The following is a 25,824-nucleotide window of genomic DNA, read 5'->3' as shown; positions in this document are numbered from 1 at the left end:
TCCGACATGGACAGGGAAATCGTCGCGGTCAAGAGGCTACTGCATAATTCCTTAAATCGGAATCGATTGAAGGATAAAATTGTGCAGCACCTTTAACGTGTTACAGCGACCTTTGCTCGTCATATGTGACGCGTGGCACTGTAATGCGATTTTTGCGCTTGGCGCGACGATGCGATGCTTAGAATCGGTACGCGTGTCACAGTTTTCAATCCAGCATGGAGATCGACACCAGTCCGCCGGGGTGCCGATGCAGCCGACCAGCCATGTCGAGTTCGAGAAGAACGGAGTGAACGGCAGATATCGATAAGCCGGTGTGGCGGACGATATCGTCGATTTCGACCGGCGTCGGCCCGAGTGCTTCGACGATATGGTCGCGCTCGGCGTCATCGGGCGGCGCGGAGAGCGGTCCGCTTCTTTCAACGGGCGGCGCGGCGGGGCGCGGGCGAAAGAGGTCCGGCTCGGCGAGCGGTCGCAACGCCTCAACGATATCGTCCGGTGACGTGACGATCATCGCGCCGTCTTTCAGCAGGCCGTTCGTCCCTTCGCAGCGTGGATCGAGCGGCGAGCCGGGAACGGCAAAGACAAGCCTGCCGAATTCTCCGGCCAGGCGTGCGGTTATCAGCGAGCCGGATCGCGTTGCCGCCTCGACGACTACGACACCGAGCGATATGCCTGATATCAGGCGGTTGCGGCGCGGGAAATCGCGCGCCCGAGGTTCCCAGCCGAACGGCATCTCGCTCACGGCAAGCCCGTTACCATCCCAGATATCGTTGAGCAGGCCGATATTCTCGGGTGGATAAGGCTGGTCCAGCCCGCCTGCCATAGCGGCGATCGTGCCGGTTGGGAGGCTTGCGCGATGGGCTGCCGTATCGATGCCGCGCGCCAGGCCCGAGACCACGGCATAGCCGGCCTCGCCACAGATGCGTGCGATCATGGCCGTGAATTTGACACCGCTGATCGATGCATTTCGCGAGCCGACCATGCCGATGGCCGGGCGCGTCGCTGTCGGCACATTGCCTTTGACGGCCAGCAGCGGTGGAGCGCCATCGATCTCGCGAAGGGCAGGGGGATAGTCCGGTTCACCGATGCCAACGAAGCGCGCTCCGAAACGATGCGCTGCTTCCAGTTCTCGCAATGCATCCCGCTCGTCGGCGATGCGGATCGCGCGCGTCGAGCCGCCACGCTGCGAAAGCTCCGGCAGAGCGGCCAGAGCCGCTTCGGCCGAACCATAGTGATTGATGAGATCGCGGAAGGTGGAGGGACCGACATTGTCGGAGCGGATGAGCCTGAGCCAGGCGATCCTCTGTTTTTCGGTCAGCGCAACTCCCGTCCGTCTTGCGCTGCCTGTGTCCATTATCCCTTTGCTCCGATCTTGCCTTCCGTTCCCGCAGTCAGCCGGGCAATATTTGCCCTATGCTTATACCAGGAGATGACGGTCATCAGCGCCATGACAGCGGCGATCTTGTCGACGCCCAATATCCACAATACAACCGGGATGACAAGAGTTGCAACCAATGCGGAAAGTGAGGAATAGCGCGTGGTAAAGGCGATCGCCAGCCAGACGATAGCGAAAATCAAAGCCATCAGCGGCGCGAGGCCGAGCAAGATGCCGAGATAGGTGGCGACACCCTTGCCGCCCTTGAAGCCGATCCAGACCGGGAAGATGTGGCCGATGAAGGCGGCGAAGCCGGCCAGCACGCCGGCATCCTCGCCGAAGAAGTGCACGGCGATCAGGACGGCGGCCGTACCTTTGAAGGCATCGAGTAGCAGGGTTGCGGCCGCAAGCCCCTTATTGCCGGTGCGCAGCACATTGGTTGCGCCGATGTTTCCCGAACCAATATTGCGCACATCGCCAAGACCGGCCATACGGGTCAGCAACAGGCCGAAGGGGATGGAGCCGAGCAGATAGCCGATGATGAGGGCGGCAAGCGCGGTCTGCAAGGTAAGCTGCCAAGTCCAGAAATCAGCCATCGCGTCTTATTCTCCGTAAACCCTGGCGCTTGCCTCAGAGACTGTGAACCAGCTTACCGGCGACATAGGTTGCAACCGCCCGGCCGCTCATTCTCGCATCCTCGAAGGGCGTATTCTTCGAGCGCGACAAAAGCATGTCTTTTGCGACAAGCCAAGGCTCGTCGAGATCGACGAGAGCGATATCCGCTTTGGCACCGGGCTTCAGTGTGCCGGCGGGAAGCCCGAAGATCTGCGCCGGCCGCGTCGAGAGCGCGTCGACAAGGCGCATCAGGCCGACTTGGCCGCTGTGATAGAGCCGGAGTGCTGCCGGAAGCAGCGTTTCGAGCCCGACGGCACCGTCTTCAGCCTCGCCGAACGGCAGACGTTTCGTATCGACATCCTGCGGATCGTGCGAGGAGACGATGATGTCGATCGTGCCATCCGCCAACGCCTCGATCATGCCCGTGCGGTCATCCTCGGAGCGCAGCGGCGGATAGAGCTTGAAGAAGGTCCGGTACTCGCCGATGTCATTCTCGTTGAGGGCGAGATTGTTGATCGAGATGCCGCAGGTGACCTTGGCGCCGCGCGAGCGGGCGAGACGGATCGCCTCTGCCGATTCAGGCACGGAGATCATAGCAGCGTGGTAATGGCTGCGCGTCAGCGTCGCGATGCGAAGGTCGCGCTCCAGCGGGATCAGTTCAGCTTCCTTCGGAATGCCAGAAAGCCCTAGCCAGCTTGCCAGAAGCCCTTCGTGCATGACGCCGTTTGCGCCGAGATATTTGTCGCGTGTTTCGCAGGAAATCACGGCGCCAAATTCGCGCGCATAGGTCATGATGCGGCGTAGGACCTGGCTGTCGTGGACGCCCGAATGGGCATCGGTGAACACGACGGCTCCGGCTTCCCGCAGCAGGCCGATTTCCGTCATCTCCTCGCCGGCAAGCCCCTTGGTGAGGGCGGCTGCCGGATAGACATTGACGGCGGCGGTATCGCGCGCCGTCTTCCTAACGAACTCGACCAGCGCGATATCGTCGATGACCGGATCCGTGTCCGGCATCATGATGAAGGAGGTGACGCCGCCCGCTGCTGCCGCACGGCTGGCGGAGGCAATGGTTTCGCGATGCTCGCCGCCGGGTTCGCCGACATGCACACGCGCATCGACGAGGCCGGGGATGGCGACAAGCCCATTGCAATCGCGAACCGTCGCGCCTTTGGGAATGCCGTGGCTCTTCGCATCCTTGCCGGAGGCAACGATCACGCCGTCTTCGACGACGATCGTACCGACCTCATCGAGATCGCGCGAGGGGTCGATGGTCCGGACGTTCTGGAGGACGATCGAGTTGCTCATGCGCCCACTCCCTCAGTGCGGGGTCCCTGGTTCTGCGAAACGAGCAGGGTCTCCATCACGGCCATGCGGACGGCGACGCCCATCTCCACCTGTTCGGCAATGACGCTTTGCGGGCCGTCGGCCACTTCGGAGGCGATTTCCACCCCGCGGTTCATCGGGCCTGGATGCATCACGAGCGCATCCTCCTTGGCGGCCTTGAGCGTCTCGGCGTCGAGGCCGTAGAAGTGATAATATTCGCGCACCGAAGGCACGAAGGCGCCTGACATGCGCTCGCGCTGCAGCCGGAGCATCATCACGACGTCGGCATCCTTCAGCCCTTCCTTCATCGAATGGAAGACCTCGACGCCCATGTCGGCGATGCCTGCCGGCAGCAGCGTGGCGGGGGCAACGACGCGGACGCGTGCCCCCATGGCGTTGAGAAGCAGGATATTGGAGCGGGCCACGCGCGAATGCAGCACGTCGCCGCAGATCGCCACGATGATGCGCGAAAGCTTGCCTTTGGCGCGGCGGATCGTCAGCGCGTCGAGCAGGGCCTGGGTCGGATGCTCATGCTGGCCGTCGCCGGCGTTGACGACGGAGCAGGAGACTTTCTGCGCCAGAAGTGCTGCGGCACCCGCGCTCGAATGGCGGATGACAAGCACATCGGGTCGCATCGCATTCAGCGTCATCGCCGTATCGATCAGCGTCTCGCCTTTTTTGACCGAGGAATTGCCGACTGACATGTTCATCACATCGGCGCCGAGCCGTTTGCCGGCAAGCTCGAAGGAGGATTGCGTACGCGTCGATGCTTCGAAGAAGAGATTGATCTGCGTCAACCCGCGAAGCGTCGACGTCTTTTTCTCGCGCTGGCGGCTGATCTTGACCGCCTCGTCAGCCTTGTCGAGAAGATAGGTAATATCCTGCTCGGTGAGGCCCTTGATGCCGATGAGGTGGCGGTGGGGAAAGAAGACCATGAACCTGCCCTCTGGATTTCGTCAGGCGGTCTATAAAGAGGGAGCGCCGATGGGGCAAGCGGCGGCGTGCGCCGAGGCTGCGTGTTCCCCATGCAATTTCGCCCGAATCCCGCTACAGGAGCTATGCCGGTGGGAGACGTAACTTCCAGTTTCCCTTTGCAACCTACTTGCTCTACAAGCGATTCATGACCCAACCGATCCGGACTGACGACCCCTTTGCCGACCTGAACCAGCCGAGCCTCTGGACCGGCATCAATGCCTATCGTTCCGATCCGCTGATCGTCGATCTCACCTCCGGCCTGCCGCGTTCGATCCGGGAAGAGCTGGAGCAGCATGGTCGTTTCGTCACCTCGCACGAGGCGCAGGAACTGGCGCGCATGGCGAACCAGGGCACGCCGCAGCTGCGCACCCATGGGCCGCGCGGCGAGCGTCTGGATGTCGTGGAATTCCATCCGGCCTGGCATGCGCTGATGCGCCGCTCCATGGCGATGGGCCTGCATTCCTCGATCTGGGATGCGCAAGCCGATCCGGAGGCGAAGGGTCACTCGCACAAGGTGCGCGCCGCTCGCTTCTATCTGACGGCTCAGCTCGAATGCGGCCACCTCTGCCCCCTGACGATGACCAGCGCCTCGGTTGCCGCCATGATGGCTTCCCCGGCGGTGCAGAAGGATTGGGCGCCGAAGATTCTGTCGCGCAAATACGATTCGTCCAACAAGCCCGCCATGCAGAAGAGTGCCGTCACCATCGGCATGGGCATGACGGAAAAGCAGGGCGGCACGGATGTGCGCGCCAACAAGACGAGTGCCGACAAGGTCAGCGAAGGCATCTACAGGCTCTCGGGCCATAAGTGGTTCATGTCGGCACCGATGAGCGATGCCTTTATCATGCTTGCCCAGACCAAGGACGGCATGGGCTGCTTCCTGGTACCGCGGCTGCTTGAGGATGGCTCGGCCAACGGCCTGCACTTCCAGCGCCTGAAGGACAAGCTCGGCAATCGCTCAAATGCCTCCTCCGAAGTCGAGTTCACCGACACGTTCGGCTTCCTGCTCGGCGCACCCGATGCTGGCATCCGCACGATCCTGGATATGGTGACGCTGACGCGGCTCGACTGCGCGCTGGCCTCCGCCGGCATCATGCGCGCCTCGCTCGCCGAAGCTGTGCATCATGCGCGCGGCCGCAGCGTCTTCGGTAAGATGCTGGTCAACCAGCCGATCATGACGCGCGTGCTTGCCGATATGGCGCTCGATGTCGCCGCCGCAACCGCGCTCGCCTTCCGCCTGGCCGAGGCCTTCGACAAGGCCAGCGGCAGCAGCGAAGATGCCGCCTATGCGCGCGTCATGACGCCGGTTGCCAAATACTGGTGCTGCAAGATCGCGCCGGCGCTGATCTACGAAGCCATGGAGTGCATCGGCGGTAGCGGCTACATCGAGGAGCGCCCGATCGCCCGCCATTACCGCGAAGCCCCTGTTAACGCGATCTGGGAAGGCTCCGGTAATGTCATGGCGCTCGACGTACTGCGCGTACTCAACCGGGGCAGGGACCTGTTCGAAACAGTCTTTGCCGGCCTTGCCCGCGATCTCGGCCCGGCCGGCAAGAAGACTATCGACGTCCTGCGCGCTGCCATGGCACTTTGCGAGCAGGATGAGGGTGCTGCCCGCCTGCTGGTCGAGCAAATGGCGCTCGCCGCCGGTGCCGCCGAGCTCTATCGCCTCGGAGCCGGCAAGATTGCTGACGCCTTCATAGAAACCCGTCTCGCCGGCGGCTGGCGCGCCACCTATGGAATGCTCGATTCACGCTTCGATGCCAGCTACATCGTCGATCTGCTGTATCCGCCGGCGACATAAAACCATGCTGCCGGCTGCGTAACTGTATCCTTGATGACGCGATACCAATATTTATTATCTATTGGTATCGGTAGGAGGGCTTCATGGCTCGCAATACATCCGTTTCGCTGGGAGATCATTTCAGCGCCTTCATCGAAGCGCAGATAAAGACAGGCCGGTATGGCTCTGCCAGTGATGTTGTTCGCGCAGGTTTGCGCCTGCTTGAAGAGCACGAGGTAAAGGTCAAGGCTCTGCAGGATGCGTTGATCGCCGGGGAAGAGTCCGGGGAGGTCGCTTCCTTTGATAACGCTGCATTCCTCATGCGAATGCGCGCGACCTATGGTGAATAGGCCTCGCAAGTACGGTCTTTCGCCTCTTGCGGTGGCGGATCTTGAAGGTATCTGGCGATATACGGTCGAGAACTGATCTGTAAGGCAAGCCGAGATCTACCATGCTGAAATCGTTGCAGCTTTCGAGGGGTTAGCGTCCGGGGAGAAAATTGGTCGCGCGACTGACATCCGTGACGGCTATTTCAAATATGCCGTAGGCTCTCACGTGATCTACTATCTTTTACGGGATGGCGAGGTCGCGATCATTCGCATATTGCACCGGCGAATGGATATCGGTCGGCATCTTTGAAGAGATGTCTGGCATCCGGAACGGCAGTGTGGTTTGGTCAACATTTCTAATCTGTGGATTCGCGCGATTTGACGGACAAGAGCCCTGATGACTTCATTGTTCGAGGCGATCCGGCTTGCTATTCACCGCTCGGTGACAGATTGGAGTCGAGTCGATGGCCGTCGCAAATACTGCCGTTAAAATCCCGGTGGAAATGCCTGTCGTGGAAAAGCGTGTGCGTAATCGTGCCGCGACGGAACAGGCAATTCTCGATGCCGCCAAGCGGCTGCTGGCGGAGGAGGGATTCCAGAATTTCGGTATCAATGCGGTGGCCCGCGGTGCCGGCTGCGACAAGCAGCTGATCTACCGCTATTATGGCGGCTTGAATGGCCTTGTGGAGGCCATCGGCACCGATCTCGGCAGCTGGGTCACCGATCGCATTCCGGACGATACCGGCGGCATGTTCCTTTTGACCTATGGCGATCTGATGGAGCGGCTTTCGATGCTGTTTCTCGATGCTTTGCGCGCCGATCCCCTCATGCGCCGCATCGTCGCCTGGGAAGTCTCCGAGAATAGCGAGCAGGTGCGCCGCCTGTCCGAGGCTCGATCCAAGGCGCTCGCCGGCTGGATCGAGCGCATGCGCGGCTCTCTCGTGCCTCCCAAGGGCGTCGATGCTCAGGCCGTCAATGCCATGATCTTTGCGGCCATCCAGCATATCGTCCTGGCTGCGGCCGTCAGCGAACAATGCGCCGGCCTTGTCTTGAAGAACGGCAAGGATTGGGAGAAGGCGGCGACGGCCTTGAAGCGGATCGTGCGCGGCGTTTACGGCTGATGCCAGCCGTCGGGCAGGGATATCCACAGGCTCGCTTCGCCATTAACCTTAACAAATGGTTTACATTGCGCCGCAGCGGTTAACTCGTCACTGTCGGAGAACGATTAGTTAACCATCAAGCGTGCGGCCATGGGGTTGAAACCCGCTAAATTAGCATTTCTCGTCACGGCGGCGATGTTCTTCGCCGTCCTTGCACTAGATATAACGCTGCCCGCGATGGTGTTGAGCGCCATGGCGCTGTCGAACTGGCTTGTCCTTTCGGCTGGCACGACGCAATTTCAGCGTCGAAGGGGTACCGCATGAAGTGGTTGTTGATTTGCTGGGCCGGACCGGTCTCGTTTCTCGGGGCATGGTATTACCTGTCGTATTACGACATGAGTTTCGGCATCTTCATGCTGACGCGGCAGATGCATGACCTGGTCTTCGATGTCTACGGCAAGATCCTCGGCATTCCACCCGAGACCATTCCGCCGCTGGTGGCGCGCGCCATCGCTTTCGACAGCTTTCTGGTCTTCGCGATCTACGGCTTTCGCCGACGGGCAGCCATCATCGGATGGTGGAAGCGCCGTCAGGAGGCGTCCGAATCGGGCAAGGCGGCCCTGCCGAGTGCCGATAGCCTGTCCAAGGCTCCCTGAAGAATGAAGCTTGCCGCCGCCGAGTCGATGCGCTCGGCGCGCTTGGCCCGCGAGACGTCCATTTCCAGCAGCGCCCGTTCGGCCGCAACGGTCGAAAGCCGCTCGTCCCAGAAGACGAAGGGAAGGGCGGTCTTTTCCGACATGCTACGCACGAAGGCGCGTGTCGCCTGCACGCGCGGCCCGGCGGAGCCATCCATGTTCATCGGGAGCCCTATGACGAAAGCTGCGACCTTTTCCTTCTCGGCGAAGGCGAGCAATGTTTCGGCATCCTGGGTGAATTTCACGCGCTTGATGACAGGGCGAGGCGTGGCGAAACGCCGCCCGAGATCCGACATAGCCAATCCAATCGTCTTCGTGCCGAGGTCGAGACCGGCAATCGGCTGACCGGGCAGGAGCATCACGGCTAGATCTTCGATGGTCAGCGTCGTCATCAGGGTACTGCTCCTGTCAAAACAAATTGAAGTCCTAACCGCTTTTCTTTGTTGCGGTTTGAGATATCTCCTAGACACCAGCCTCACATTTCAAATCAAGTCATAAGGAGAAATCCAATGAAGATCACCTGGCTCGGCCACTCCGCTTTTCGCATTGAAACGGCGACGGCAAAAATACTGATCGATCCATTTCTGTCTTACAATTCCTCCTTTGCGGCCGCCGGTCTCAACATCAAGGACGTTGCGCAGGGGGTGACTCATATCCTGCTGACGCATGGCCATGCAGATCATGTCGGTGACACGGTTCAGATCGCCAAGGATACTGGCGCCGTCGTTCTCGCCAATGCCGATCTCGCCTCCTGGCTCGGCACCAAGGGCGTCGAGAAGCTGGAAATGGGCAATACCGGCGGCACGGTCGGCCTCGGCGGCTTCTCGGCCACCTTTACCAATGCGCTGCACTCCTCCGCCCAGATCACCGAAGACGGCGTTTCCCATGCGCTCGGCAATCCGAACGGCCTGATGCTGCATTTCGATGACGAGCCGACGCTGTTCCATATGGGTGATACGGATATCTTCTCGGATATGGCGCTGATCAATGAACTGCATCAGCCCGATATCGGCATCCTGCCGATCGGCGACCGTTTTACGATGGGCGGCGCGGTGGCGGCACTTGCCTGCCAGCGCTTCTTCAACTTCAAGACTGCCATTCCCTGCCATTACGGCACGTTCCCGATCATCGACCAGACCCCGGAAAAGTTCATCGCCGGCATGGAAGGCTCGAAGACTGCGGTTGCCGCACCGAAGGCGGGTGAGAGCATTTCTGCCTGATGATACCCGTTGCGTATGGCGGGCATGGCCTTTATAGCGTGAAGCAAATCCACTTTCGGTGGATAATCTTGCTATCCGGAGAATGCCATGTCCGTCGATCTCGCCACTGTCAAACGCGTCGCCCATCTTGCCCGCATCGCCGTCAATGAAGACGAAGCGCAGCGGATGATGGGCGAGCTGAACGGCATTCTGGGCTTCGTCGAACAGCTCTCCGAAGTCAACGTCGATGGCGTCGAGGCCATGACCTCCGTCACGCCCATGGCAATGAAGAAGCGCACGGACGAAGTGACCGACGGCAACAAGGCCGCCGACATCGTCGCCAATGCGCCGAATACCGATCAGAATTTCTTCCTGGTGCCTAAAGTCGTCGAATAACCGCTCCTGTCGAGCCTTTTCCGACCCGTTGCCCAATTCCAGATCTGAAGCGAAACAAAATGAGCGAACTGACCAGCCTGACCATTGCCGAAGCCCGCGACAAGCTGCGCGCCAAGGAAATTACCGCCACCGAGCTGACCGAAGCCTATATCTCGGCGATCGAGGCGGCCAATGCTCAGCTCAATGCCTATGTGAAGGTGACGCCGCAAAAGGCGCTGGCAATGGCCAAGGTGTCGGACGTCCGCCTTGCGGAAGGCAAGGCCGGCGCGCTCGAAGGCATCCCGCTTGGCATCAAGGACCTGTTCGGCACCGAAGGCATTCACACGCAGGCCTGCAGCCACATCCTGGACGGTTTCGAGCCGCACTATGAATCGACCGTCACGCAGAACCTCTGGAACGACGGCGCCGTCATGCTGGGCAAGCTCAACATGGATGAGTTCGCCATGGGCTCCTCGAACGAGACGTCCTATTACGGCCCGGTGATCAACCCCTGGCGCGCCGAAGGGTCGAACCAACAGCTCGTTCCGGGCGGCTCGTCCGGCGGTTCGGCCGCTGCCGTTGCTGCTCATCTCTGCGCCGGCGCGACCGCTACCGATACCGGCGGCTCCATCCGCCAGCCTGCCGCCTTCACCGGCACCGTCGGCATCAAGCCGACCTATGGCCGCTGCTCGCGCTGGGGCATCGTCGCCTTCGCGTCGTCGCTCGACCAGGCCGGCCCGATCGCTCGCGACGTGCGCGATGCCGCTATCCTCCTGAAGTCGATGGCAAGCGTCGACCCTAAGGACACCACCTCGGTCGACCTGCCGGTGCCGGATTACGAAGCCTCGCTCGGCCAGTCGCTGAAGGGCATGAAGATCGGCATCCCCAACGAATATCGCGTTGATGGCATGCCGGACGAGATCGAAGCGCTCTGGCAGCAGGGCATCGCCTGGCTGAAGGATGCCGGCGCAGAGATCGTCAACATCTCACTGCCGCACACGAAATACGCGCTGCCGGCCTATTACATCGTGGCGCCCGCCGAAGCCTCCTCGAACCTCGCCCGCTATGACGGCGTCCGCTACGGCCTGCGCGTCGACGGCAAGGATATCGTCGACATGTACGAAAAGACGCGCGCCGCCGGATTCGGCCAGGAAGTGAAGCGCCGCATCATGATCGGCACCTATGTTCTCTCGGCCGGCTACTACGACGCCTATTACCTGCGCGCCCAGAAGGTTCGCACGCTGATCAAGCGCGACTTCGAACTGGCCTTCAACGCCGGCGTGGACGCCATCCTGACGCCCGCCACCCCGTCCTCGGCCTTCGGTATTGCCGACGAAGACCTCGCTTCCGATCCGGTAAAGATGTACCTGAACGACATCTTCACAGTGACGGTCAACATGGCTGGCTTGCCCGGTATCGCCGTCCCTGCCGGCCTCGACCCGAAGGGCCTGCCGCTCGGCCTGCAGCTCATCGGTAAGCCGTTCGAAGAGGAAACCCTCTTCAAAACCGCCCACGTCATCGAACAGGCCGCCGGCAAGTTCACGCCGGCGAAGTGGTGGTAAGCACCACAAGGAGACGAACGGCTTGATGACCAATCTCGTCAAGCTTCGTGACATCAGAAGCCACTTATCGGAAGGGCCGTCCGGAAAATCCGGGCGGCCCTTTTGCACATGCCAATATTCCGCCCGAACGCCATCACATTTTGGACCGAAATACGATCATAAATTGCAGCGGGCCGCTTGGTCTCGTCCTCTGCAACCGAATCGGAAGGTCTCTTCATGCTCAAGCAAGTCACGGCGATCCTGCTCCTCAGCGTGTCATGCCCAGCGATCCTGCTGGCGGCCGATAATGGGGCCATTCGATCCATCACCCTATCTTCGGGCGGCCTGGCGCAGGTGTCTCGATCGGCCGATATCAGCAGCGACGGCGTGATCCGGATCGAGGTTCCCCTTGATCAGGTCGATGACATCCTGAAGAGCCTTGTGGTCAACGGGTCCGCAGGTTCAGTGGCAGGCATGACGCTGGCGGGGCCGCAGCCATTGCAGGAGACGTTCAAGGGCCTGCCGTTCAGTCTGGAAGCGCTCTCCTCGGTGCCGTCGCTTCTGACATCGATGCAGGGCGCCAAGGTCGCGGTCACCAGCGGCGGCAAGACGATCGAAGGAAGCATTCTGGGAATCGAGCAGAGGAAGGCGGAGGAGAAGACGACGGTTTATCTGCTGACCGTCATCGATAGGGATGGCGCGGTGGAGACGTTGGCGCTCGGCGAGGATGCGTCCTTGCGGCTTGACGATCCCGACATGCGGGCAGAACTCGCCAAGGCGGCCGCAGCCATCGCCCGCGGCAAGAACGACCGCACCCGGACCATCGATATCAAGGTGAATGGTGTAAAGGACAGCGGCGATATCGGCCTCACCTATGTCGTCCCGTCGCCGATCTGGAAAACGGCTTACAAGGTCGTGATCGACGAAAAGAACAAGGCGCGCCTGCAGGCATGGACGGTGCTGGAAAATGCCAGCGGCGAGGACTGGAAGGGCATCAAGCTGACGCTGACCTCGGCCGAGCCGGTGACGCTGAAACAGGGTCTGCACCAGCTCTATTGGAGAGAGCGGCAGGAAGTGCCTGTCAACACGGCGTCCAACAATGGCCCTGATCCCGATAGCGGCGATCTGTCCAACAGGCAGCGTCTCGCTTCGAATGCCGAGGAACGAGCCGCGCCCGCACCTGCCAAGGCGATGATGGGTGGCGTCAGCAGAAAGGCATACGCGGCTGACGAGCTGGAAGGTTCGGTCGCGCCGATGCAGATTGCCGCGTCCAATCCCGCCAGCGCGACCGAGAGCGATATCTCGGCCACTTTCGAGCTTCCGGGGACCTACGATCTGGCCAATGGCGATACCTTGTCGGTGCCGATCATGGATGCAGAAGTGGAGGCCGACATGGTGGATATGTATCGGGCCGGCAGCAGCCTGCGCAATCCCATCGCCGCGGTGATGCTGAAGAATACCACCGGCGTCAGCATGCCGGAGGGAATCCTGACGCTTTACGACGGCAAGACCGGCTATATCGGCGATTCCCAACTATCGGCATTACCCAAGGACGATACGCGCCTCGCCAGTTTCGCGACCGACCGCAAGGTAACGATCAGCGAGCAGCAAACGCCGACGGAGGAGGTCGCCTCGCTGAAGGTTTCCGACGGCGTGATGAACGCTACCGTCAAATATCGCCAGACGACGACATACACCGTATCAGGCGCGCTGGACGGCGAACGGACTGTTGTCATCGAGCACCCGATCCGGGACGGCTGGTCATTTTCTTCGGCCGAAAGCTTCGGCAAGACGGCAACGCACCAGCGGCTCAAGGCGGTGGTGCCAGCTGGGGCGGAAAAAGTACTGACGGCAGTCGACGAGCAGCTTCAGAGCAACAGCTACGCCTTGGTCGATACCGATCCGGACATGCTGCTCGGCTGGTCGGCCTCGACCCATGACAAGGAACTGACGGATAAGCTTACAAATCTCGCCGACGCCCGTAAAAGGCAGGTCGCGATCCAGAACGAACTGGCGAGCCTCGATAGCGAAATCGAGAAAACCGTCAATGAGCAGGAGCGGATAAGGCGCAATCTCGGCGCCGTGCCTGACAACAGCGATCTGAAGAAGCGCTATTTGAAGGCCTTAGCGGATAGCGAGGATCAAATCGCCGCAATGAACGAAAGGCGCGATGCGGTGCAGCAGGAAAGCGATCGCCGCGGCGACCATGTGACTGACATCATCAGGACATTTTGATCGCTATCGGAGCGTCTTGCCCGAGCCGCATCGGCAGATGAGAGCCACCCACCGGGCGGCTCTCATGCTTTCGCTATCTGTTATCCAGCTGTGCCCTTACCAGCTTCAGCCCCTTTTCCGTGATCCGGTAGGGTTGGCCGTCCGTAGACCGGATGGCCTTCAGACGCCTGAGCCTGCGAAAGAGCTCAATACCGAAATCGGGATAGACCCAGCCGTCCCGCGTGAAGCAGTAGACGGTGTCGATCTTCTTCTTTTCGGTGCGTTCGAGTTCAATGCGCCCGCCCTGAGCGAGCAGGTGGAGAATGCGCTGTTCCGCGCGTGAAATATCCATTGGAGTCAGAATCCGTAATGCGCCATAGGGCGCAACAAAACGATCCGAAGCTTCCCTCAAGGGAAGTCGGGGCTTCGTTTTTCAGGCCCGGCACGCAAGAGAACCTGCGAGCGAGGCCTTTACCGGCACTGACAAAAGGTGGACATCAAAACTCCATTGGTGCGCCTCTCTAAAACAGGTTGCGCTCCACAGTCAAGCTTCAACCCGTCTTTACCTTTTACCACTAGCTAAAATGATTGAGTCTCTCCGCTGGCAAAAGCCTTTCGCGGGTGCTTTACTGTCTCCAAATGGCGGGGGCCCGATGATCCACATTCGCAATGCCCATGAAGGCGAAACTGCGGTATTGGCGAGCATTGGCTTGCGCTCCTGGCAAAGGGCGATGGGCGCGATCGGTGGCACGGGCGAGCTGCTGGAAAGTGCAAGCGAAGCCTTTACCAATTTCACCCGCAATCTCTGGCTGACGATCACGGTCATCGAGCTGAACGGCGAGGCTGTGGGATGGGCGGCGCGCGAGGCGCTGGACGAAGCGATTTCCGATTTCTGGATCGATCCGGATTTCGTCAGACGCGGTCTCGGCTCGGCGCTTCTGGCGCGGATCGAAGCGGATGTGCGCGGGCAGGGGCTGGAGAAGGTTTCGCTGCAGAGCCATGCGGGCAATACCGATGCCATCGCCTTCTTCAGGGCGCGCGGCTATGAGATCCGCTGGCTGTCGATCGTCTATTCCCCCAAGCTCGACAGCGATGTTCCCACAGTCGGGCTTTCGAAATCGCTGGTCGATGAAAGCGACGGCGCCTATGCCCCGGGCATATAGCACGCAGCCGATGCCGAAAGCCTTGCGCCGCCTCGCCAATTGCTCTACCTCACCAAAGCAGAAAACAGCGTTATACAAGAGCTTCCCATGACCATTGTCGACGTCCGTACGCCAGATCCGAAACGCCTCATTCCCGGTACCACGGGTGATTGGGAAGTCGTTATCGGGATGGAAGTCCACGCCCAGGTACTGAGCAAGTCCAAGCTCTTCTCCGGCGCCTCGACGGAGTTCGGCAATCCTCAGAATTCCAACGTGTCGCTCGTCGATGCTGCCATGCCCGGCATGCTGCCCGTCATCAACGAGGAATGCGTCAAGCAGGCCGTGCGCACCGGTCTCGGTCTGAAGGCCAAGATCAACAAGCGTTCGATCTTCGACCGCAAGAACTATTTCTATCCGGACCTGCCGCAGGGCTATCAGATCTCGCAGTTCAAGGATCCGATCGTCGGCGAGGGCAAGATCGTCATCTCGCTCGGTCCGGACCGTCAGGGCCAGTTCGAGGATATCGAGATCGGCATCGAGCGCCTGCATCTGGAACAGGATGCCGGCAAGTCGATGCACGACCAGCACGCCACCATGTCCTATGTCGATCTGAACCGCTCCGGCGTCGCGCTGATGGAAATCGTCTCCAAGCCGGATATCCGCTCCGCCGACGAGGCGAAGGCCTATATGACGAAGTTGCGCTCGATCGTGCGCTATCTCGGCACCTGTGACGGCAATATGGACGAAGGCTCCATGCGCGCCGACGTCAACGTCTCGGTCCGTCGTCCGGGCGGTGAATTCGGTACGCGCTGCGAAATCAAGAACGTCAACTCTATCCGCTTCATCGGTCAGGCGATCGAATATGAAGCGCGCCGCCAGATCGGCATTCTGGAGGATGGCGGCACGATCGATCAGGAAACCCGCCTGTTCGATCCGAATAAGGGCGAGACGCGGTCGCTGCGCACGAAGGAAGATGCGCATGATTACCGCTATTTCCCTGATCCGGATCTGCTGCCGCTCGAATTCGACGATGCTTTCGTTGCGGAGCTTGCCGAGCGCCTGCCGGAGCTGCCCGACGATAAGAAGGAGCGTTTCGTCCGCGAGCTTGGCCTCTCAATCTATGACGCGTCCGTGCTCGTGTCGGAAAAGGCGATCGCCGATTATTTCGAAGCGGTTGCCGCTGGTCGCGATGGCAAGATGGCTGCCAACTGGGTCATCAACGACTTGCTGGGCGCTCTGAACAGAACCGGCAAAGACATTGAAGAGACTCCGGTTTCGCCCGCCCAGCTCGGCGCGATCATCGACCTCATCAAGGCCGAAACCATCTCCGGCAAGATCGCCAAGGATCTGTTCGAAATCGTGCTCAATGAGGGCGGCGATCCCGCGGAGATTGTCGAGGCGCGCGGCATGAAGCAGGTCACCGACACCGGCGCGATCGAAAAGGCCGTCGACGAGATCATCGCCGCCAATCCGGATCAGGTCGCCAAGGTCAAGGCCAAGCCGACGCTTGCAGGCTGGTTCGTCGGCCAGGTGATGAAGTCGACTGGCGGCAAGGCCAACCCGCAGGCGGTGCAGGCGCTGGTCAAGGCCAAGCTCGGCATCGAAGAGGAATAAGCGGTGTTCTTCGTCCGCACCGCCAGCGAGCAGGACCTGGAAAAGGTCCGCGCTCTGCTCGGCGAAACCTGGCATGCGACCTATGACCGGATCTACGGGCCGGAAAAGGTCGGCGAGCTGCACGCCTCCTGGCATTCGCTTGCCTCGCTGAAGGCGCGGTTGGCGAATAAGAATTCCGAATTCCTGGTGGCCGACGACGGCAAGACGATCGGCGGCATGGGCTATGCCGCCATGTCCAAAGAGATGACGAAAACCGTCATGCTTCACATGCTCTATGTCAGTCCGGAGCATCAGCGCGAGGGTATCGGCCGCGATATTTTCGCTGAGCTGGAGACCTGCTTCCCGGATGCGGAGATCATGCGCCTTGAGGTCGATCCGCAGAACGCGCCTGCGATCGCCTTTTACCAGGCCCACGGCTTTGTCGAGGTTGGCCGCACGGAAAACTGCGGCAATGGGCAGTCGGGCATTCCGGCGCTGATATTCGAGAAGCCGCTGGCGGGCCACTGAAAGAATAGGCGAGATCATTCATGGAAGCCGGCCGCCTGCTAATCCGCGAAGCGAAAGAGTCCGACCTTCATGCGCTGATCGCGCTCTTCGCCGCCGACACCATGGGCGGTCATGGCGATACCGCCGAGCCTTCGGCCTATGACGACTATGCCAATGCTTTTCGCGTGATTGCCGCATCGTCGAACCAGACGCTTTACGCCGCTGAGTTTGCCGGCGAGGTCGTCGGCACCTTTCAGACAATTGTCGTCACCTCGCTGCACGGTCGGGGATCGTCCGTGATGATCATCGAGTCCGTCCAGACGCGTGGCGACATGCGCGGGCAGGGGATCGGGGCGGCGATGGTCAACTTCTGCATCGAGGAGGCGAAACGCCGCGGCATGCGGATGGTACAGCTGACCTCGAATGCGATTCGCAAGGATGCACATCGCTTCTATGCAAGACTCGGTTTCAAGCCGACACATCTGGGCTTCAAGATGACATTGAAATGAAGCCGTTTGCCTGCTGGAATCACTGGACAAGCAGGATCAGGGGCGGCATAAGCAAACTATCGAATTCTGGTATCGCTCGCCGCTTAGCGGGTATCGAGGAAAAGACATGTGGAATTTCATCGTACAGACCTTCACCTGGTGGAACAGTCAGACCATGGGGACGCGCTTCGCGACTTGGCGGTTTGGCAAGCGTGTCGGCGAGGATGAGTTCGGCAATGTCTATTACGAAGGCGGCACGTCCTCTTACGGCCTTCCAAAGCGCTGGGTGATCTACAAGGGCTATGCCGAAGCCTCCGCCATTCCTCCGGGCTGGCACGGCTGGATGCATCATCGCACCGACGTTCCGCCGACCAAGGAAAACTATGTCGCCAAGGACTGGCAGAAGGAGCATCGCGCCAATCCCACAGGCTCGCCGCAGGCTTACCGCCCGCCGGGCTCTCTCGCCGTTGCCGGCGAGCGTCCGCGCGTGACCGGCGACTACGACGCCTGGACCCCGGGCAACTGAGCGCGACAGCCGGCTCGTCCTTTGGCCACAATTGGGCTTTAGGCGCGACATATGCCGGCGCGAGCTCGGCGCCTTGACCGAGACCAAGCGGAGACTGGCGGATATGATGTTTTTCACGCGGAGCGCTTCTTTGCGTGCGGTGGCTGCAGCGGGAATCACCCTCTTCGCCGGCATCATGGCAGCCCCTACTGCCGAGGCTGCCCGCATATCGAATCCAGTTGCGGTCTTCTCGGGCCTCGACAAGATCACCGGCCGCATCACCACTTTCGATGTTTATGTCAACGAAACCGTGCAGTTCGGTGCATTGCAGGTGACGCCGCGCGCCTGCTATTCGCGAGACGATACAGAGCAACAGAAGGTGGACGGTTTCGTCGAGGTGGACGAGATCACTCTCGATCGCCGTATCCGCCGCATCTTCACCGGCTGGATGTTCGCCGACAGCCCCGGCCTCAACGCCGTCGAGCATCCGATCTATGACGTCTGGCTGAAAGAGTGCAAGCAGAAATCGGACGTTCCGGCGCCGGATACTGCCGGCGCGAAGTAATCGGTTTCGAGACATTCACAGCAGGATTATGTAGCCCGCAGAAGCCTTTCTCCTGCGGGCATAGTTTCATTCTCGCTCGGTATTTGCCGCCGCTTCACCTATCGCCAGACGATCGGCCACCTCCGACAAGTCGAGTACGATCCGCACGCCGTCTTTGATCTTGTGCCGCAGCAAGTCGTTGCGGTCCGGACAGGCTTTCAATTTGCCTCGATCACGAAGGCCCTGAAGCCGCGAGCGGGAGATTGCCAACTCCGATGCAAGCAGCCGATCAAGGCGCAGGTTTGTCGGGAATTGGGCTGATATCCCGATATCAAGCAAAGTCCAGCCGCTTGCCACACCTATAGCCTCTTTCAGGATGGAGATATCGGGCGGCTCCTCAATACGTTTGGCTTTCCGCCTCAACCCGTCGAGATCGAATTCCTGCGCGCGTACCCAGTCCGGATCGCTGCGCTGCAGTGCATCGAGCGTGGAAGGGGCGAGGTCGTGAACGGTCCGGCGCTCGAAGAGCGTTCGGTTCCATGTCTTGTCGCAATCGATGCACTTATAGACAAGCCAGGCATCGAGCCGCTTGCCATTGGCGTTGAGCCTGATCTTGCCGCTCGATCTGAAGGGTTTTAGAGATCCGCAGCCGCTGCAGGCGATCCATGGTTGAGGCGATGTTTTAGGCGTAAGGGTCCAACGGACCTGAAGAATATTGCACATACCGTCTTGGTCTTCCGTCTGGAAGTCCACCAAGCTGGCGGTGAGACAAGCCCGTCAGGGCGCGGTATGGCGATATTGCGGGACGGCTGAAGAGCTGAGACAGCGGTGGCTGTATTAGGCGCGTTTTGACAATGCCAAACCGGTCTCAGGCCATCACCCGATGGACATGAATATGCGTCGGACGGCATGGAACCGTCCCGATGCACTGGGTGATTTGGATGAGACCGGTATTTACGACGGCAAAGTGGAACCTCTATGCACCAACGCTCTTCGCTTGCAGGGATAGCAGGCCACAATCAAGATTTGAAGTGGTAAAAAACTTCAGGCGTGGATTGCTTCAGGCGTCACTATTTCCTTTGCGGCGGAACAGACTCAGGATCTTGCGGCCGGCCGCCACGACACCCGCCAGCACTACGATGAGGCCCTTCTTCAATGCCAGAAGGGCGACGCCAAAACTTTTGAAGAAGCCAAGAACGACTGCAAGCAGGCCAAGCTTTGCCGCAACCTTTACGCCCGCACCGGCAGCGATCATGCCCGCCATACTATAGGCGGCGATCTTGTCGCCATTGGTGAAATCGGCATAGCGCTTGCCGCTATCATATTGCACGGTGTTGATGACGTTGGGGATAGCGGCGTTGATTTCCTGCAGCTGATCCAGTCCGGCGACGAAATCGAGCTCGGTGACGCCTTCGCGTCCCAGCACGCGCACGGAATAGTTCAGCGTGTGACCGGCATTGGGATCCTTGCCGAAAATCAGATCGCGCGCCCAGTGGAGGGCATGGGTCGCCTTATCGTAATGTGGCGGTTCTGCCCAGCCGACCAGTGTGATCGGGTCGAAGCCCTGCTGTTCACGTTCGGGATTCGCTTCCTTGATCGCGTCCTGGATCTTCTTCAAAAGATCGTCGTAATCGGTCGATGCTGCATCCTCATCGGAGACATAGCCGCTGCCGTCATAGTCGATGACGGAACCCCAGGAATGTGGGTCGGTTGGCGGATATTTGGCCGGGAAGATCATGCCGAGCGGATTACCCACCGAACTTTCCGGATTGCCCCAGAGCTCAACCAGCACCTTCTTCGAATCCTGCGGATTGAGATAGTAGAACTGGTCAGAGACAGTCAGTGTGGCATTGGCGGTGGGGATCTTGATCGCGCCCTGCTGGAAATCCAGCGTTTTAAGCACGGCGCCTTCGTCGCCTACCGGCGGCTCGACTCCGAACATGTCGTGGAATGATTTGGCGTTGGTCTGCGTCGCGATGGTCAGCGCGGCGAGAAATGCAATTGCAATATGATTCTTCACGATTCTACCCTCGGCTGTTGTGCCGAACTTAGGGCAGTCCGTTTCGTAATCAATTCATTTCGGGCAGATTTCCACCATCGGAGAAGCTGAGATTGGGCGATTCCATCGCTTTCTCCAGCATCTTGGCATAGGCATCCTTAGGCACGTCGATGGCGCCGAATGTCTTCAGGTGCTCGGTGGTGAATTGCGTGTCGAGCAGGGTGAAGCCGCGTTCGCGCAGGCGCTCCACCAGATAGACGAGACAGATCTTGGAGGCGTCCGTGCGACGGGAAAACATGCTTTCGCCAAAGAACGCCGACCCTAGCGAAACGCCATAGAGCCCGCCAACCAGCCGGTCGCCGTCCCAGGCCTCCACGGAATGGGCGTGGCCGATATGATGCAGGGTGGCATAAAGCGTGCGGATCGTGTCGTTGATCCAGGTGCTGGGGCGATCGCTCGTCTCTTCAGCGCAGGCGGCGATGACCGCTTCGAAATCCGTGTCGAAGCGAATATCGAAGGGATGTTGACGGATCTTCTTGGCGAGGCTCTTGGAGACGTGAAACGTATCCAGAGGGATGATGCCTCGCAATTCCGGCTCGACCCAGAAGATCTCCGGATCGTCTGCCGATTCAGCCATCGGAAAAAGCCCGATGGAATAGGCGCGCAGCAAAATCTCCGGGGTAATGCCGGGACGTTTGCCGCGCGCTCCGGGCACAGGCTAGGCCGATGTTTTTGCCAGGTAGTTTTCCAGCCAATGGATATCGTAATCGCCGTTGGCGATATCCTGATTGGAAACCAGATCCTGGAAGAGCGGCAGGGTGGTCTTGATGCCGTCCACAACGAATTCGTCAAGCGCACGGCGCAGGCGCATCATGCATTCGACGCGGGTGCGCCCGTGCACGATGAGTTTGCCGATCAGACTGTCGTAGTAGGGAGGGATCCTGTAGCCCTGATAGGCACCGGAATCGATCCGAACGCCAAGGCCGCCGGGCGCATGGAAATGCGTGATCGTGCCGGGCGAGGGGACGAAGGTGCGGGCATCTTCGGCATTGATACGGCATTCGATGGCATGGCCTTGGAAATGCACCTCGTCCTGCGTGACCGAAAGACCGCCGCCGGAAGCGACGCGAATCTGCTCGTGCACGAGGTCGATGCCGGTGATGGCTTCCGTGACCGGATGCTCCACTTGCAGACGGGTGTTCATTTCGATGAAGTAGAACTCGCCGTTCTCATAGAGGAATTCGATGGTGCCGGCGCCGCGATACTTCAGCTTCTTCATCGCGTCGGCGCAGATCTGGCCGATCTTCATGCGCTGCTCGACGTTGAGGGCTGGGGAGTTGGCCTCTTCCCAGACCTTCTGGTGGCGGCGCTGCAGCGAGCAGTCACGTTCGCCGAGATGGATCGCATTGCCTTCGCCGTCACCGAAAACCTGGATTTCGATGTGGCGCGGCTTGCCGAGGTACTTTTCCATATAGACGGATTCGTTGCCGAAGGCGGCTGCCGCTTCCGTGCGTGCCGTCGACCAGGCCTCGATCAGGTCTTCTTCCGTGCGGGCGACCTTCATGCCGCGGCCGCCGCCGCCGGCAGTTGCCTTGATGAGCACCGGATAGCCGATCTCGCGCGCTGTCTTCAGCGCATCCGCCTCGGTCTTCACTTCGCCATCGGAACCGGGAACGACCGGAATGCCGAGCTGCTGCGCCGTGGTCTTGGCGGTGATCTTGTCGCCCATGATGCGGATATGTTCCGCCGTCGGACCGATGAAGGTAATGCCGTGCGCCTCGAGAATATCGGCGAACTTGGCATTTTCCGACAGGAACCCATAGCCGGGATGCACGGCGTCCGCGCCGGTGATCTCGCAGGCGGCGACGATCTGATGGATATTGAGATAGCTTTCGCGCGACGGCGGTGGGCCGATGCAAACGCTCTCATCCGCAAGCCGTACATGCATGGCATCGGCATCGGCCGTGGAGTGCACCGCAACGCTCGCAATGCCGAGCTCCTTGCAGGCGCGCAGCACGCGCAGAGCGATCTCTCCGCGATTGGCTATGAGAATCTTCGAAATCATGGGCATCGGGCCGACCTTACTCGATGACGACCAGGGCTTCGCCGTACTCGACCGGACGGCCGTCCTGAACGAGAATTTCAGTCACCGTGCCGGATTTCGGAGCGGGGATCTGGTTCATCGTCTTCATTGCTTCGATGATCAGCAGCGTCTGACCTTCCTTGACGGATGCGCCGACCTGGATGAAGGCAGCCGAGCCCGGAGCCGGCGCCAGATAGGCTGTGCCGACCATCGGCGCGCTGACGACATTGTCGGGGTTGCGGGTCTTGCCGGCGGGAGCGGCGGCGGCCGGCGCTGCTGCCGCGGCAGCAGGAGCGGCGTAAGCGGCCGGGGCGGCAATCGGCGCCTGAACATACTGCGTCGTGCCGGCGCGCGACACGCGGATGCGCAAATCTTCCTGCTCGACTTCGATCTCGGTGAGATCCGTGTCGTTGAGAATATTGGCGAGATCGCGAATCAGCGCCTGGTCGATACCCGATTTCTTTTCAGCCATTGGATTTCTTGCCCTGTATTTTTGTTATTGGGTGATGGATTTCAGCGCTTGAAGCGCCAGGATGTAGCTATGAGGTCCGAAACCGCAGATCATGCCCTTTGCTGCGGGCGCGATCATCGATTTGTGCCGGAATTCTTCGCGTGCGTGGATATTGGAGATATGTACCTCCACGACGGGAATGGAAATGGCGCGGATCGCGTCATGCAGCGCGATGGACGTATGACCGTAGGCACCGGGATTGATCGCGACACCGGCGGCCTTGTCGCCGGCTTCGTGCATCCAGTCGACCAGCACGCCTTCGTGATTGCTCTGGCGGAAATCGACGATGAAGCCCAGGCTTTCACCTGCGACCTTGCAGTCGGCTTCGATATCCTTGAGCGTCTTGCCGCCATAGATGCCCGGCTCGCGCTTGCCGAGAGCATTCAAATTGGGTCCGTTCAGGACGAAAATAGTTTGCGCCATTAGAGGTTCCGTCAAAGTGCAGCGCAACCTATAGACTCCCAAGGCTCTGTAGGAAAGCCCTGGCACGAAGGTTGCGTGCCTCTAGGTGTGGAAACGCCGCGATTTTGGCATTTTTGCGCCATGCTGTGTCGCGGCGCCGTTCCGAAGCTCGTAAAAAAGCGAATAGGCCACTTGCTTACCCGCTTTTGAGAGTGGGCTTTTGCGCCGTTCAGCAGCTCGTCTTGCCGCAGCTGCGAACGTTGGCAATCTTTTCCTTGATAGCATCGAGGCCGATTGCGCCCGAAACCATCTCGTTGCCGATGACATAGGCCGGCGTGCCCGTCACGTTGAGATCGGAGGCAAGCTGATAGGTCGCCTTGATCATGTCAGTGTTCGGCGCTTTTGCCATTTCGGCGCGGATGGCCGCTTCGCTGACACCGAGCGAGGTGGCGACATCGATGGCGGTGTCTTCGGAGGCGCGGCCGTCGCTGCCCAGCAGCTTGTGATGGAACTCGGCATATTTTTCCGGCGCGAGCAGGCGGAACGCGCTGGAGACCCGGGAAGCGGCAACTGAATCCTGACCGAGGATCGGGAATTCCTTCAGCACGAAACGAACATTTTTGTCCTGCTGCAGAAGCTTGTCCATATCGCCAAGCGCATGGCGGCAATAGGTGCAATTATAGTCGAAGAACTCGACGACGGTGATATCGCCCTTCGGATTGCCGATGGCCACGTCATCCTTGGAGTTGAAGATCGCATCCTTGTTCTGGGTGATCACCTGGGCCGACTGCGCAATGCGGGCTTCATCCTGTTTCTTTTCAAGCGCGGCCTGTGCATCCAGCAGTACCTCCGGGTGCTCGACGAGATATTCCTTGATGAAATCCCCGATTTCCTTCTTCTGCTGGTCGTCCAGCGCGGCGGCCGGCTGGATCGTGGCGAAGGACGCTGTCAGGGCAATCGCCGAAACCGTCAGCAGGCTTTTGAGAGAAAAGATCATGGGGTCCTCGTTTGGATCTGGGCGGAGACGTCATTCTCGGATGCGCAATAACATCGTCGGGTTAACATCCGCAAATAAGCATCGACAATTTACGGTGCGTCCTTACTTCCAGAAACAGGAATTTTCACGACAAAGCCGCAATCGCAGGATTGTGAACGCGCCGATATTGCGGCAAATGTCGCTTGCCAATCCGATCCGAGAGAGAATTGACCTTGTTTTCCCTATCCAAGCGCAGCGATGTTGAACCCTTTCATGCCATGGATGTGCTGGCGGAAGCGACACGGCGTCGCCAGGCAGGGCATTCCGTCATTTCCATGGCGGTTGGACAGCCCTCGCATCCCGCGCCCCAAGCGGCGTTGGAGGCGGCGCGCGTAGCTCTTGGCCATGGCCGGATCGGTTATACGGACGCGCTCGGTACTCTGGCCCTGCGGCAGGCGCTTTCCGCCCATTACCAGGTACGCCACGACCTCAGCATCGATCCGAAGCGCATTGCGATCACGACCGGATCGTCGGCGGGCTTTAATCTTGCCTTTCTGACTCTGTTCGATGCCGGCGATAGCGTTGCCATCGCACGGCCGGGCTATCCGGCCTATCGCAATATCCTCGCCGCACTCGGTCTCGATGTCGTCGAGGTGCCGGTCACAGAGGAGACGGAGTTTACGTTAACGCCCGAGAGCCTCGAGGCAGTGCAGGCGGCAAGCGGCAAGCGCCTGAAGGGCGTGCTGCTAGCAAGCCCCGCCAATCCCACAGGCACGGTGACGGGCAGGGCGGCCTTGAAGGCGCTGGCTGATTATTGCGCGGATCGTTCCATCGCCTTCATCTCCGACGAGATCTACCACGGGCTGACTTTCGTCGGTGAGGAGACGAGTGCGCTGGAGCTGACGGACGAGGCGATTGTCATCAATTCCTTCTCGAAATATTACTGCATGACCGGCTGGCGTATTGGCTGGATGGTCTTACCGGAACGGCTCGTTCGTCCCGTCGAGCGCGTGGCCCAGAGCCTTTACATTTCCGCGCCGGAACTGTCGCAGATTGCCGCCGAAGCGGCACTCGACGCAGGCGCGGAACTGGATGTCTATCGCGAGAGCTACGGCCGCAACCGCGATTTCCTCACGCGTCGGCTGCCGGAAATCGGCTTCCGTATTGCCTCGCCGATGGATGGCGCTTTCTACGCCTATGTCGATGTCAGCGGCTTCACGAACGACAGCATGGTCTTTGCGCAAAAGATGCTGGCCGAAATCAACGTCGCCGCCACGCCCGGCCTCGATTTCGATCCTGTGGAAGGACATCGCGCGATGCGTTTCTCCTATGCCGGCTCGAATGCCGAGATCGAGGAAGCCATCGAACGTATGGCCGCTTGGCTGAAATAGAATCTACAATCAATGGTTTGCGCGAGCTTGCGGAAGCATTTTCGCAAGCGTGGAACCGCTGCGCTTTGGCTTCTTATGCAGCGTGAATGACGAATAAATCGCGCAACGGAAACGAAAAATCCGGCCGCGTTGCCACAGCCGGATTTTAAGTTCATCACG

Annotated in this window: 29 protein-coding genes; 16 read left to right on the top strand and 13 right to left on the bottom strand. The window is 60.0% G+C overall.

The annotated features are described in order from the left end of the window. Positions 1-205 precede the first annotated feature (205 nt). Genes dprA through FBZ99_RS03470 form a run of 4 tightly spaced genes read right to left on the bottom strand, consistent with a single transcriptional unit; the run spans position 206 to position 4,248 of the window. A complete protein-coding gene (dprA, locus tag FBZ99_RS03485; protein WP_145631367.1) occupies positions 206-1,354 on the bottom strand; it encodes a DNA-processing protein DprA in 1,149 nt (382 codons plus the stop codon). After that, entirely contained in the window at positions 1,354-1,971 is a 618-nt protein-coding gene (gene plsY, locus FBZ99_RS03480) for a glycerol-3-phosphate 1-O-acyltransferase PlsY (protein WP_145631364.1), read from the bottom strand. The genes dprA and plsY overlap by 1 nt, the downstream gene beginning before the upstream one ends. A 34-nt stretch (positions 1,972-2,005) precedes the next feature. Further along, positions 2,006-3,295, bottom strand: coding sequence for a dihydroorotase (locus tag FBZ99_RS03475; protein ID WP_145631361.1), 1,290 nt, complete (start codon positions 3,293-3,295; stop codon positions 2,006-2,008). Next, the gene (locus FBZ99_RS03470; RefSeq protein ID WP_069614943.1) at positions 3,292-4,248 is read right to left on the bottom strand and encodes an aspartate carbamoyltransferase catalytic subunit; all 957 of its coding nucleotides are present in this window, start codon (positions 4,246-4,248) and stop codon (positions 3,292-3,294) included. Before FBZ99_RS03470 ends, FBZ99_RS03475 begins: the two co-directional genes overlap by 4 nt. A gap of 185 nt (positions 4,249-4,433) precedes the next feature. Here FBZ99_RS03470 and FBZ99_RS03465 point away from each other — a divergent pair, with 185 nt between their 5' ends. The 5 genes from FBZ99_RS03465 to FBZ99_RS03445 all read left to right on the top strand — a co-directional run bounded on the left by FBZ99_RS03465 (position 4,434) and on the right by FBZ99_RS03445 (position 8,156). Further along, on the top strand, positions 4,434-6,092 hold the full coding sequence (locus FBZ99_RS03465) for an acyl-CoA dehydrogenase family protein (RefSeq protein WP_145631358.1): 1,659 nt from the start codon (positions 4,434-4,436) through the stop codon (positions 6,090-6,092). An 83-nt stretch (positions 6,093-6,175) separates the two neighbouring features. Next, positions 6,176-6,421, top strand: a complete 246-nt coding sequence (locus tag FBZ99_RS03460) for a type II toxin-antitoxin system ParD family antitoxin (RefSeq protein ID WP_145631355.1) — start codon at positions 6,176-6,178, stop codon at positions 6,419-6,421. Positions 6,422-6,515: 94 nt separating this feature from the next. Then, positions 6,516-6,710 (top strand): type II toxin-antitoxin system RelE/ParE family toxin, encoded by a 195-nt coding sequence (locus tag FBZ99_RS33405; protein WP_281408380.1) that lies wholly within the window; start codon positions 6,516-6,518, stop codon positions 6,708-6,710. 154 nt (positions 6,711-6,864) lie between these two features. Beyond that, the gene (locus tag FBZ99_RS03450) at positions 6,865-7,521 is read left to right on the top strand and encodes a TetR/AcrR family transcriptional regulator (protein ID WP_145631352.1); all 657 of its coding nucleotides are present in this window, start codon (positions 6,865-6,867) and stop codon (positions 7,519-7,521) included. A 299-nt stretch (positions 7,522-7,820) separates the two neighbouring features. Further along, positions 7,821-8,156 (top strand): DUF6105 family protein, encoded by a 336-nt coding sequence (locus tag FBZ99_RS03445; protein ID WP_145631349.1) that lies wholly within the window; start codon positions 7,821-7,823, stop codon positions 8,154-8,156. Here FBZ99_RS03445 and ruvX read toward each other — a convergent pair. Next, positions 8,090-8,587, bottom strand: coding sequence for a Holliday junction resolvase RuvX (gene ruvX / locus FBZ99_RS03440; protein WP_095434546.1), 498 nt, complete (start codon positions 8,585-8,587; stop codon positions 8,090-8,092). The two genes, FBZ99_RS03445 and ruvX, sit on opposite strands and share 67 nt — an antisense overlap. Before the next feature lie 117 nt (positions 8,588-8,704). Here ruvX and FBZ99_RS03435 point away from each other — a divergent pair, with 117 nt between their 5' ends. The 4 genes from FBZ99_RS03435 (at position 8,705) to FBZ99_RS03420 (ending at position 13,545) form a co-directional block, all read left to right on the top strand. Then, positions 8,705-9,415 carry a metal-dependent hydrolase gene (locus tag FBZ99_RS03435; RefSeq protein ID WP_145631346.1) on the top strand — a complete coding sequence of 237 codons (711 nt, stop codon included), beginning with the start codon at positions 8,705-8,707 and terminating at the stop codon, positions 9,413-9,415. An 87-nt stretch (positions 9,416-9,502) separates the two neighbouring features. Next, the gene (gatC, locus tag FBZ99_RS03430) at positions 9,503-9,790 is read left to right on the top strand and encodes an Asp-tRNA(Asn)/Glu-tRNA(Gln) amidotransferase subunit GatC (protein ID WP_015339557.1); all 288 of its coding nucleotides are present in this window, start codon (positions 9,503-9,505) and stop codon (positions 9,788-9,790) included. Between the two features lie 59 nt (positions 9,791-9,849). Further along, complete coding sequence (gatA, locus tag FBZ99_RS03425) at positions 9,850-11,331, top strand: Asp-tRNA(Asn)/Glu-tRNA(Gln) amidotransferase subunit GatA (protein WP_145631343.1); 1,482 nt, start codon at positions 9,850-9,852, stop codon at positions 11,329-11,331. 216 nt (positions 11,332-11,547) lie between these two features. Then, positions 11,548-13,545, top strand: a complete 1,998-nt coding sequence (locus FBZ99_RS03420) for a DUF4139 domain-containing protein (RefSeq protein WP_145631340.1) — start codon at positions 11,548-11,550, stop codon at positions 13,543-13,545. A gap of 73 nt (positions 13,546-13,618) precedes the next feature. Here the strand turns inward: FBZ99_RS03420 and FBZ99_RS03415 are convergent, their stop codons facing one another. After that, entirely contained in the window at positions 13,619-13,876 is a 258-nt protein-coding gene (locus tag FBZ99_RS03415) for a YjhX family toxin (protein ID WP_069614935.1), read from the bottom strand. A 301-nt stretch (positions 13,877-14,177) separates the two neighbouring features. Between FBZ99_RS03415 and FBZ99_RS03410 the strand changes: the two genes are divergently transcribed. From FBZ99_RS03410 to FBZ99_RS03385, 6 genes are all read left to right on the top strand, one after another. Continuing rightward, complete coding sequence (locus tag FBZ99_RS03410) at positions 14,178-14,687, top strand: GNAT family N-acetyltransferase (RefSeq protein WP_113351550.1); 510 nt, start codon at positions 14,178-14,180, stop codon at positions 14,685-14,687. 87 nt (positions 14,688-14,774) lie between these two features. Beyond that, on the top strand, positions 14,775-16,280 hold the full coding sequence (gene gatB, locus FBZ99_RS03405; protein ID WP_145631337.1) for an Asp-tRNA(Asn)/Glu-tRNA(Gln) amidotransferase subunit GatB: 1,506 nt from the start codon (positions 14,775-14,777) through the stop codon (positions 16,278-16,280). 3 nt (positions 16,281-16,283) lie between these two features. Continuing rightward, entirely contained in the window at positions 16,284-16,787 is a 504-nt protein-coding gene (locus FBZ99_RS03400) for a GNAT family N-acetyltransferase (protein ID WP_113351548.1), read from the top strand. Between the two features lie 20 nt (positions 16,788-16,807). After that, the gene (locus FBZ99_RS03395; protein ID WP_113351547.1) at positions 16,808-17,275 is read left to right on the top strand and encodes a GNAT family N-acetyltransferase; all 468 of its coding nucleotides are present in this window, start codon (positions 16,808-16,810) and stop codon (positions 17,273-17,275) included. A 106-nt stretch (positions 17,276-17,381) separates the two neighbouring features. Next, positions 17,382-17,780 carry an NADH:ubiquinone oxidoreductase subunit NDUFA12 gene (locus FBZ99_RS03390; RefSeq protein ID WP_113328942.1) on the top strand — a complete coding sequence of 133 codons (399 nt, stop codon included), beginning with the start codon at positions 17,382-17,384 and terminating at the stop codon, positions 17,778-17,780. A gap of 103 nt (positions 17,781-17,883) precedes the next feature. Beyond that, positions 17,884-18,324 carry a DUF2155 domain-containing protein gene (locus FBZ99_RS03385; RefSeq protein ID WP_069614929.1) on the top strand — a complete coding sequence of 147 codons (441 nt, stop codon included), beginning with the start codon at positions 17,884-17,886 and terminating at the stop codon, positions 18,322-18,324. A gap of 66 nt (positions 18,325-18,390) precedes the next feature. On the opposite strand, the gene FBZ99_RS03380 is transcribed toward FBZ99_RS03385, so the two are convergent. From FBZ99_RS03380 to FBZ99_RS03350, 7 genes are all read right to left on the bottom strand, one after another. After that, positions 18,391-19,026 carry a DUF1062 domain-containing protein gene (locus tag FBZ99_RS03380; protein ID WP_145631334.1) on the bottom strand — a complete coding sequence of 212 codons (636 nt, stop codon included), beginning with the start codon at positions 19,024-19,026 and terminating at the stop codon, positions 18,391-18,393. A gap of 337 nt (positions 19,027-19,363) precedes the next feature. After that, positions 19,364-20,323: a DUF2167 domain-containing protein gene (locus FBZ99_RS03375; RefSeq protein ID WP_113351545.1), complete on the bottom strand. Its 960-nt coding sequence runs from the start codon at positions 20,321-20,323 to the stop codon at positions 19,364-19,366. 49 nt (positions 20,324-20,372) lie between these two features. Beyond that, a complete protein-coding gene (gene aat / locus FBZ99_RS03370) occupies positions 20,373-21,017 on the bottom strand; it encodes a leucyl/phenylalanyl-tRNA--protein transferase (protein ID WP_113351544.1) in 645 nt (214 codons plus the stop codon). Positions 21,018-21,020: 3 nt separating this feature from the next. Continuing rightward, the gene (gene accC, locus FBZ99_RS03365; RefSeq protein WP_173002541.1) at positions 21,021-22,373 is read right to left on the bottom strand and encodes an acetyl-CoA carboxylase biotin carboxylase subunit; all 1,353 of its coding nucleotides are present in this window, start codon (positions 22,371-22,373) and stop codon (positions 21,021-21,023) included. A gap of 10 nt (positions 22,374-22,383) precedes the next feature. Continuing rightward, positions 22,384-22,857 (bottom strand): acetyl-CoA carboxylase biotin carboxyl carrier protein, encoded by a 474-nt coding sequence (accB, locus tag FBZ99_RS03360; protein WP_069614925.1) that lies wholly within the window; start codon positions 22,855-22,857, stop codon positions 22,384-22,386. Between the two features lie 24 nt (positions 22,858-22,881). Next, positions 22,882-23,319, bottom strand: coding sequence for a type II 3-dehydroquinate dehydratase (gene aroQ / locus FBZ99_RS03355; RefSeq protein ID WP_113328938.1), 438 nt, complete (start codon positions 23,317-23,319; stop codon positions 22,882-22,884). Positions 23,320-23,527: 208 nt separating this feature from the next. Beyond that, complete coding sequence (locus FBZ99_RS03350) at positions 23,528-24,295, bottom strand: DsbA family protein (RefSeq protein ID WP_113351543.1); 768 nt, start codon at positions 24,293-24,295, stop codon at positions 23,528-23,530. A gap of 212 nt (positions 24,296-24,507) precedes the next feature. Between FBZ99_RS03350 and FBZ99_RS03345 the strand changes: the two genes are divergently transcribed. Further along, positions 24,508-25,665, top strand: coding sequence for a pyridoxal phosphate-dependent aminotransferase (locus FBZ99_RS03345; protein ID WP_113351591.1), 1,158 nt, complete (start codon positions 24,508-24,510; stop codon positions 25,663-25,665). The last annotated feature ends 159 nt before the right edge of the window (positions 25,666-25,824 follow it).

The organism is Rhizobium sp. ERR 1071 (genome assembly GCF_007828675.1).
GTDB classification, from domain to species: domain Bacteria; phylum Pseudomonadota; class Alphaproteobacteria; order Rhizobiales; family Rhizobiaceae; genus Rhizobium; species Rhizobium dioscoreae.
This window is presented reverse-complemented; position numbering and strand designations above follow the sequence as displayed.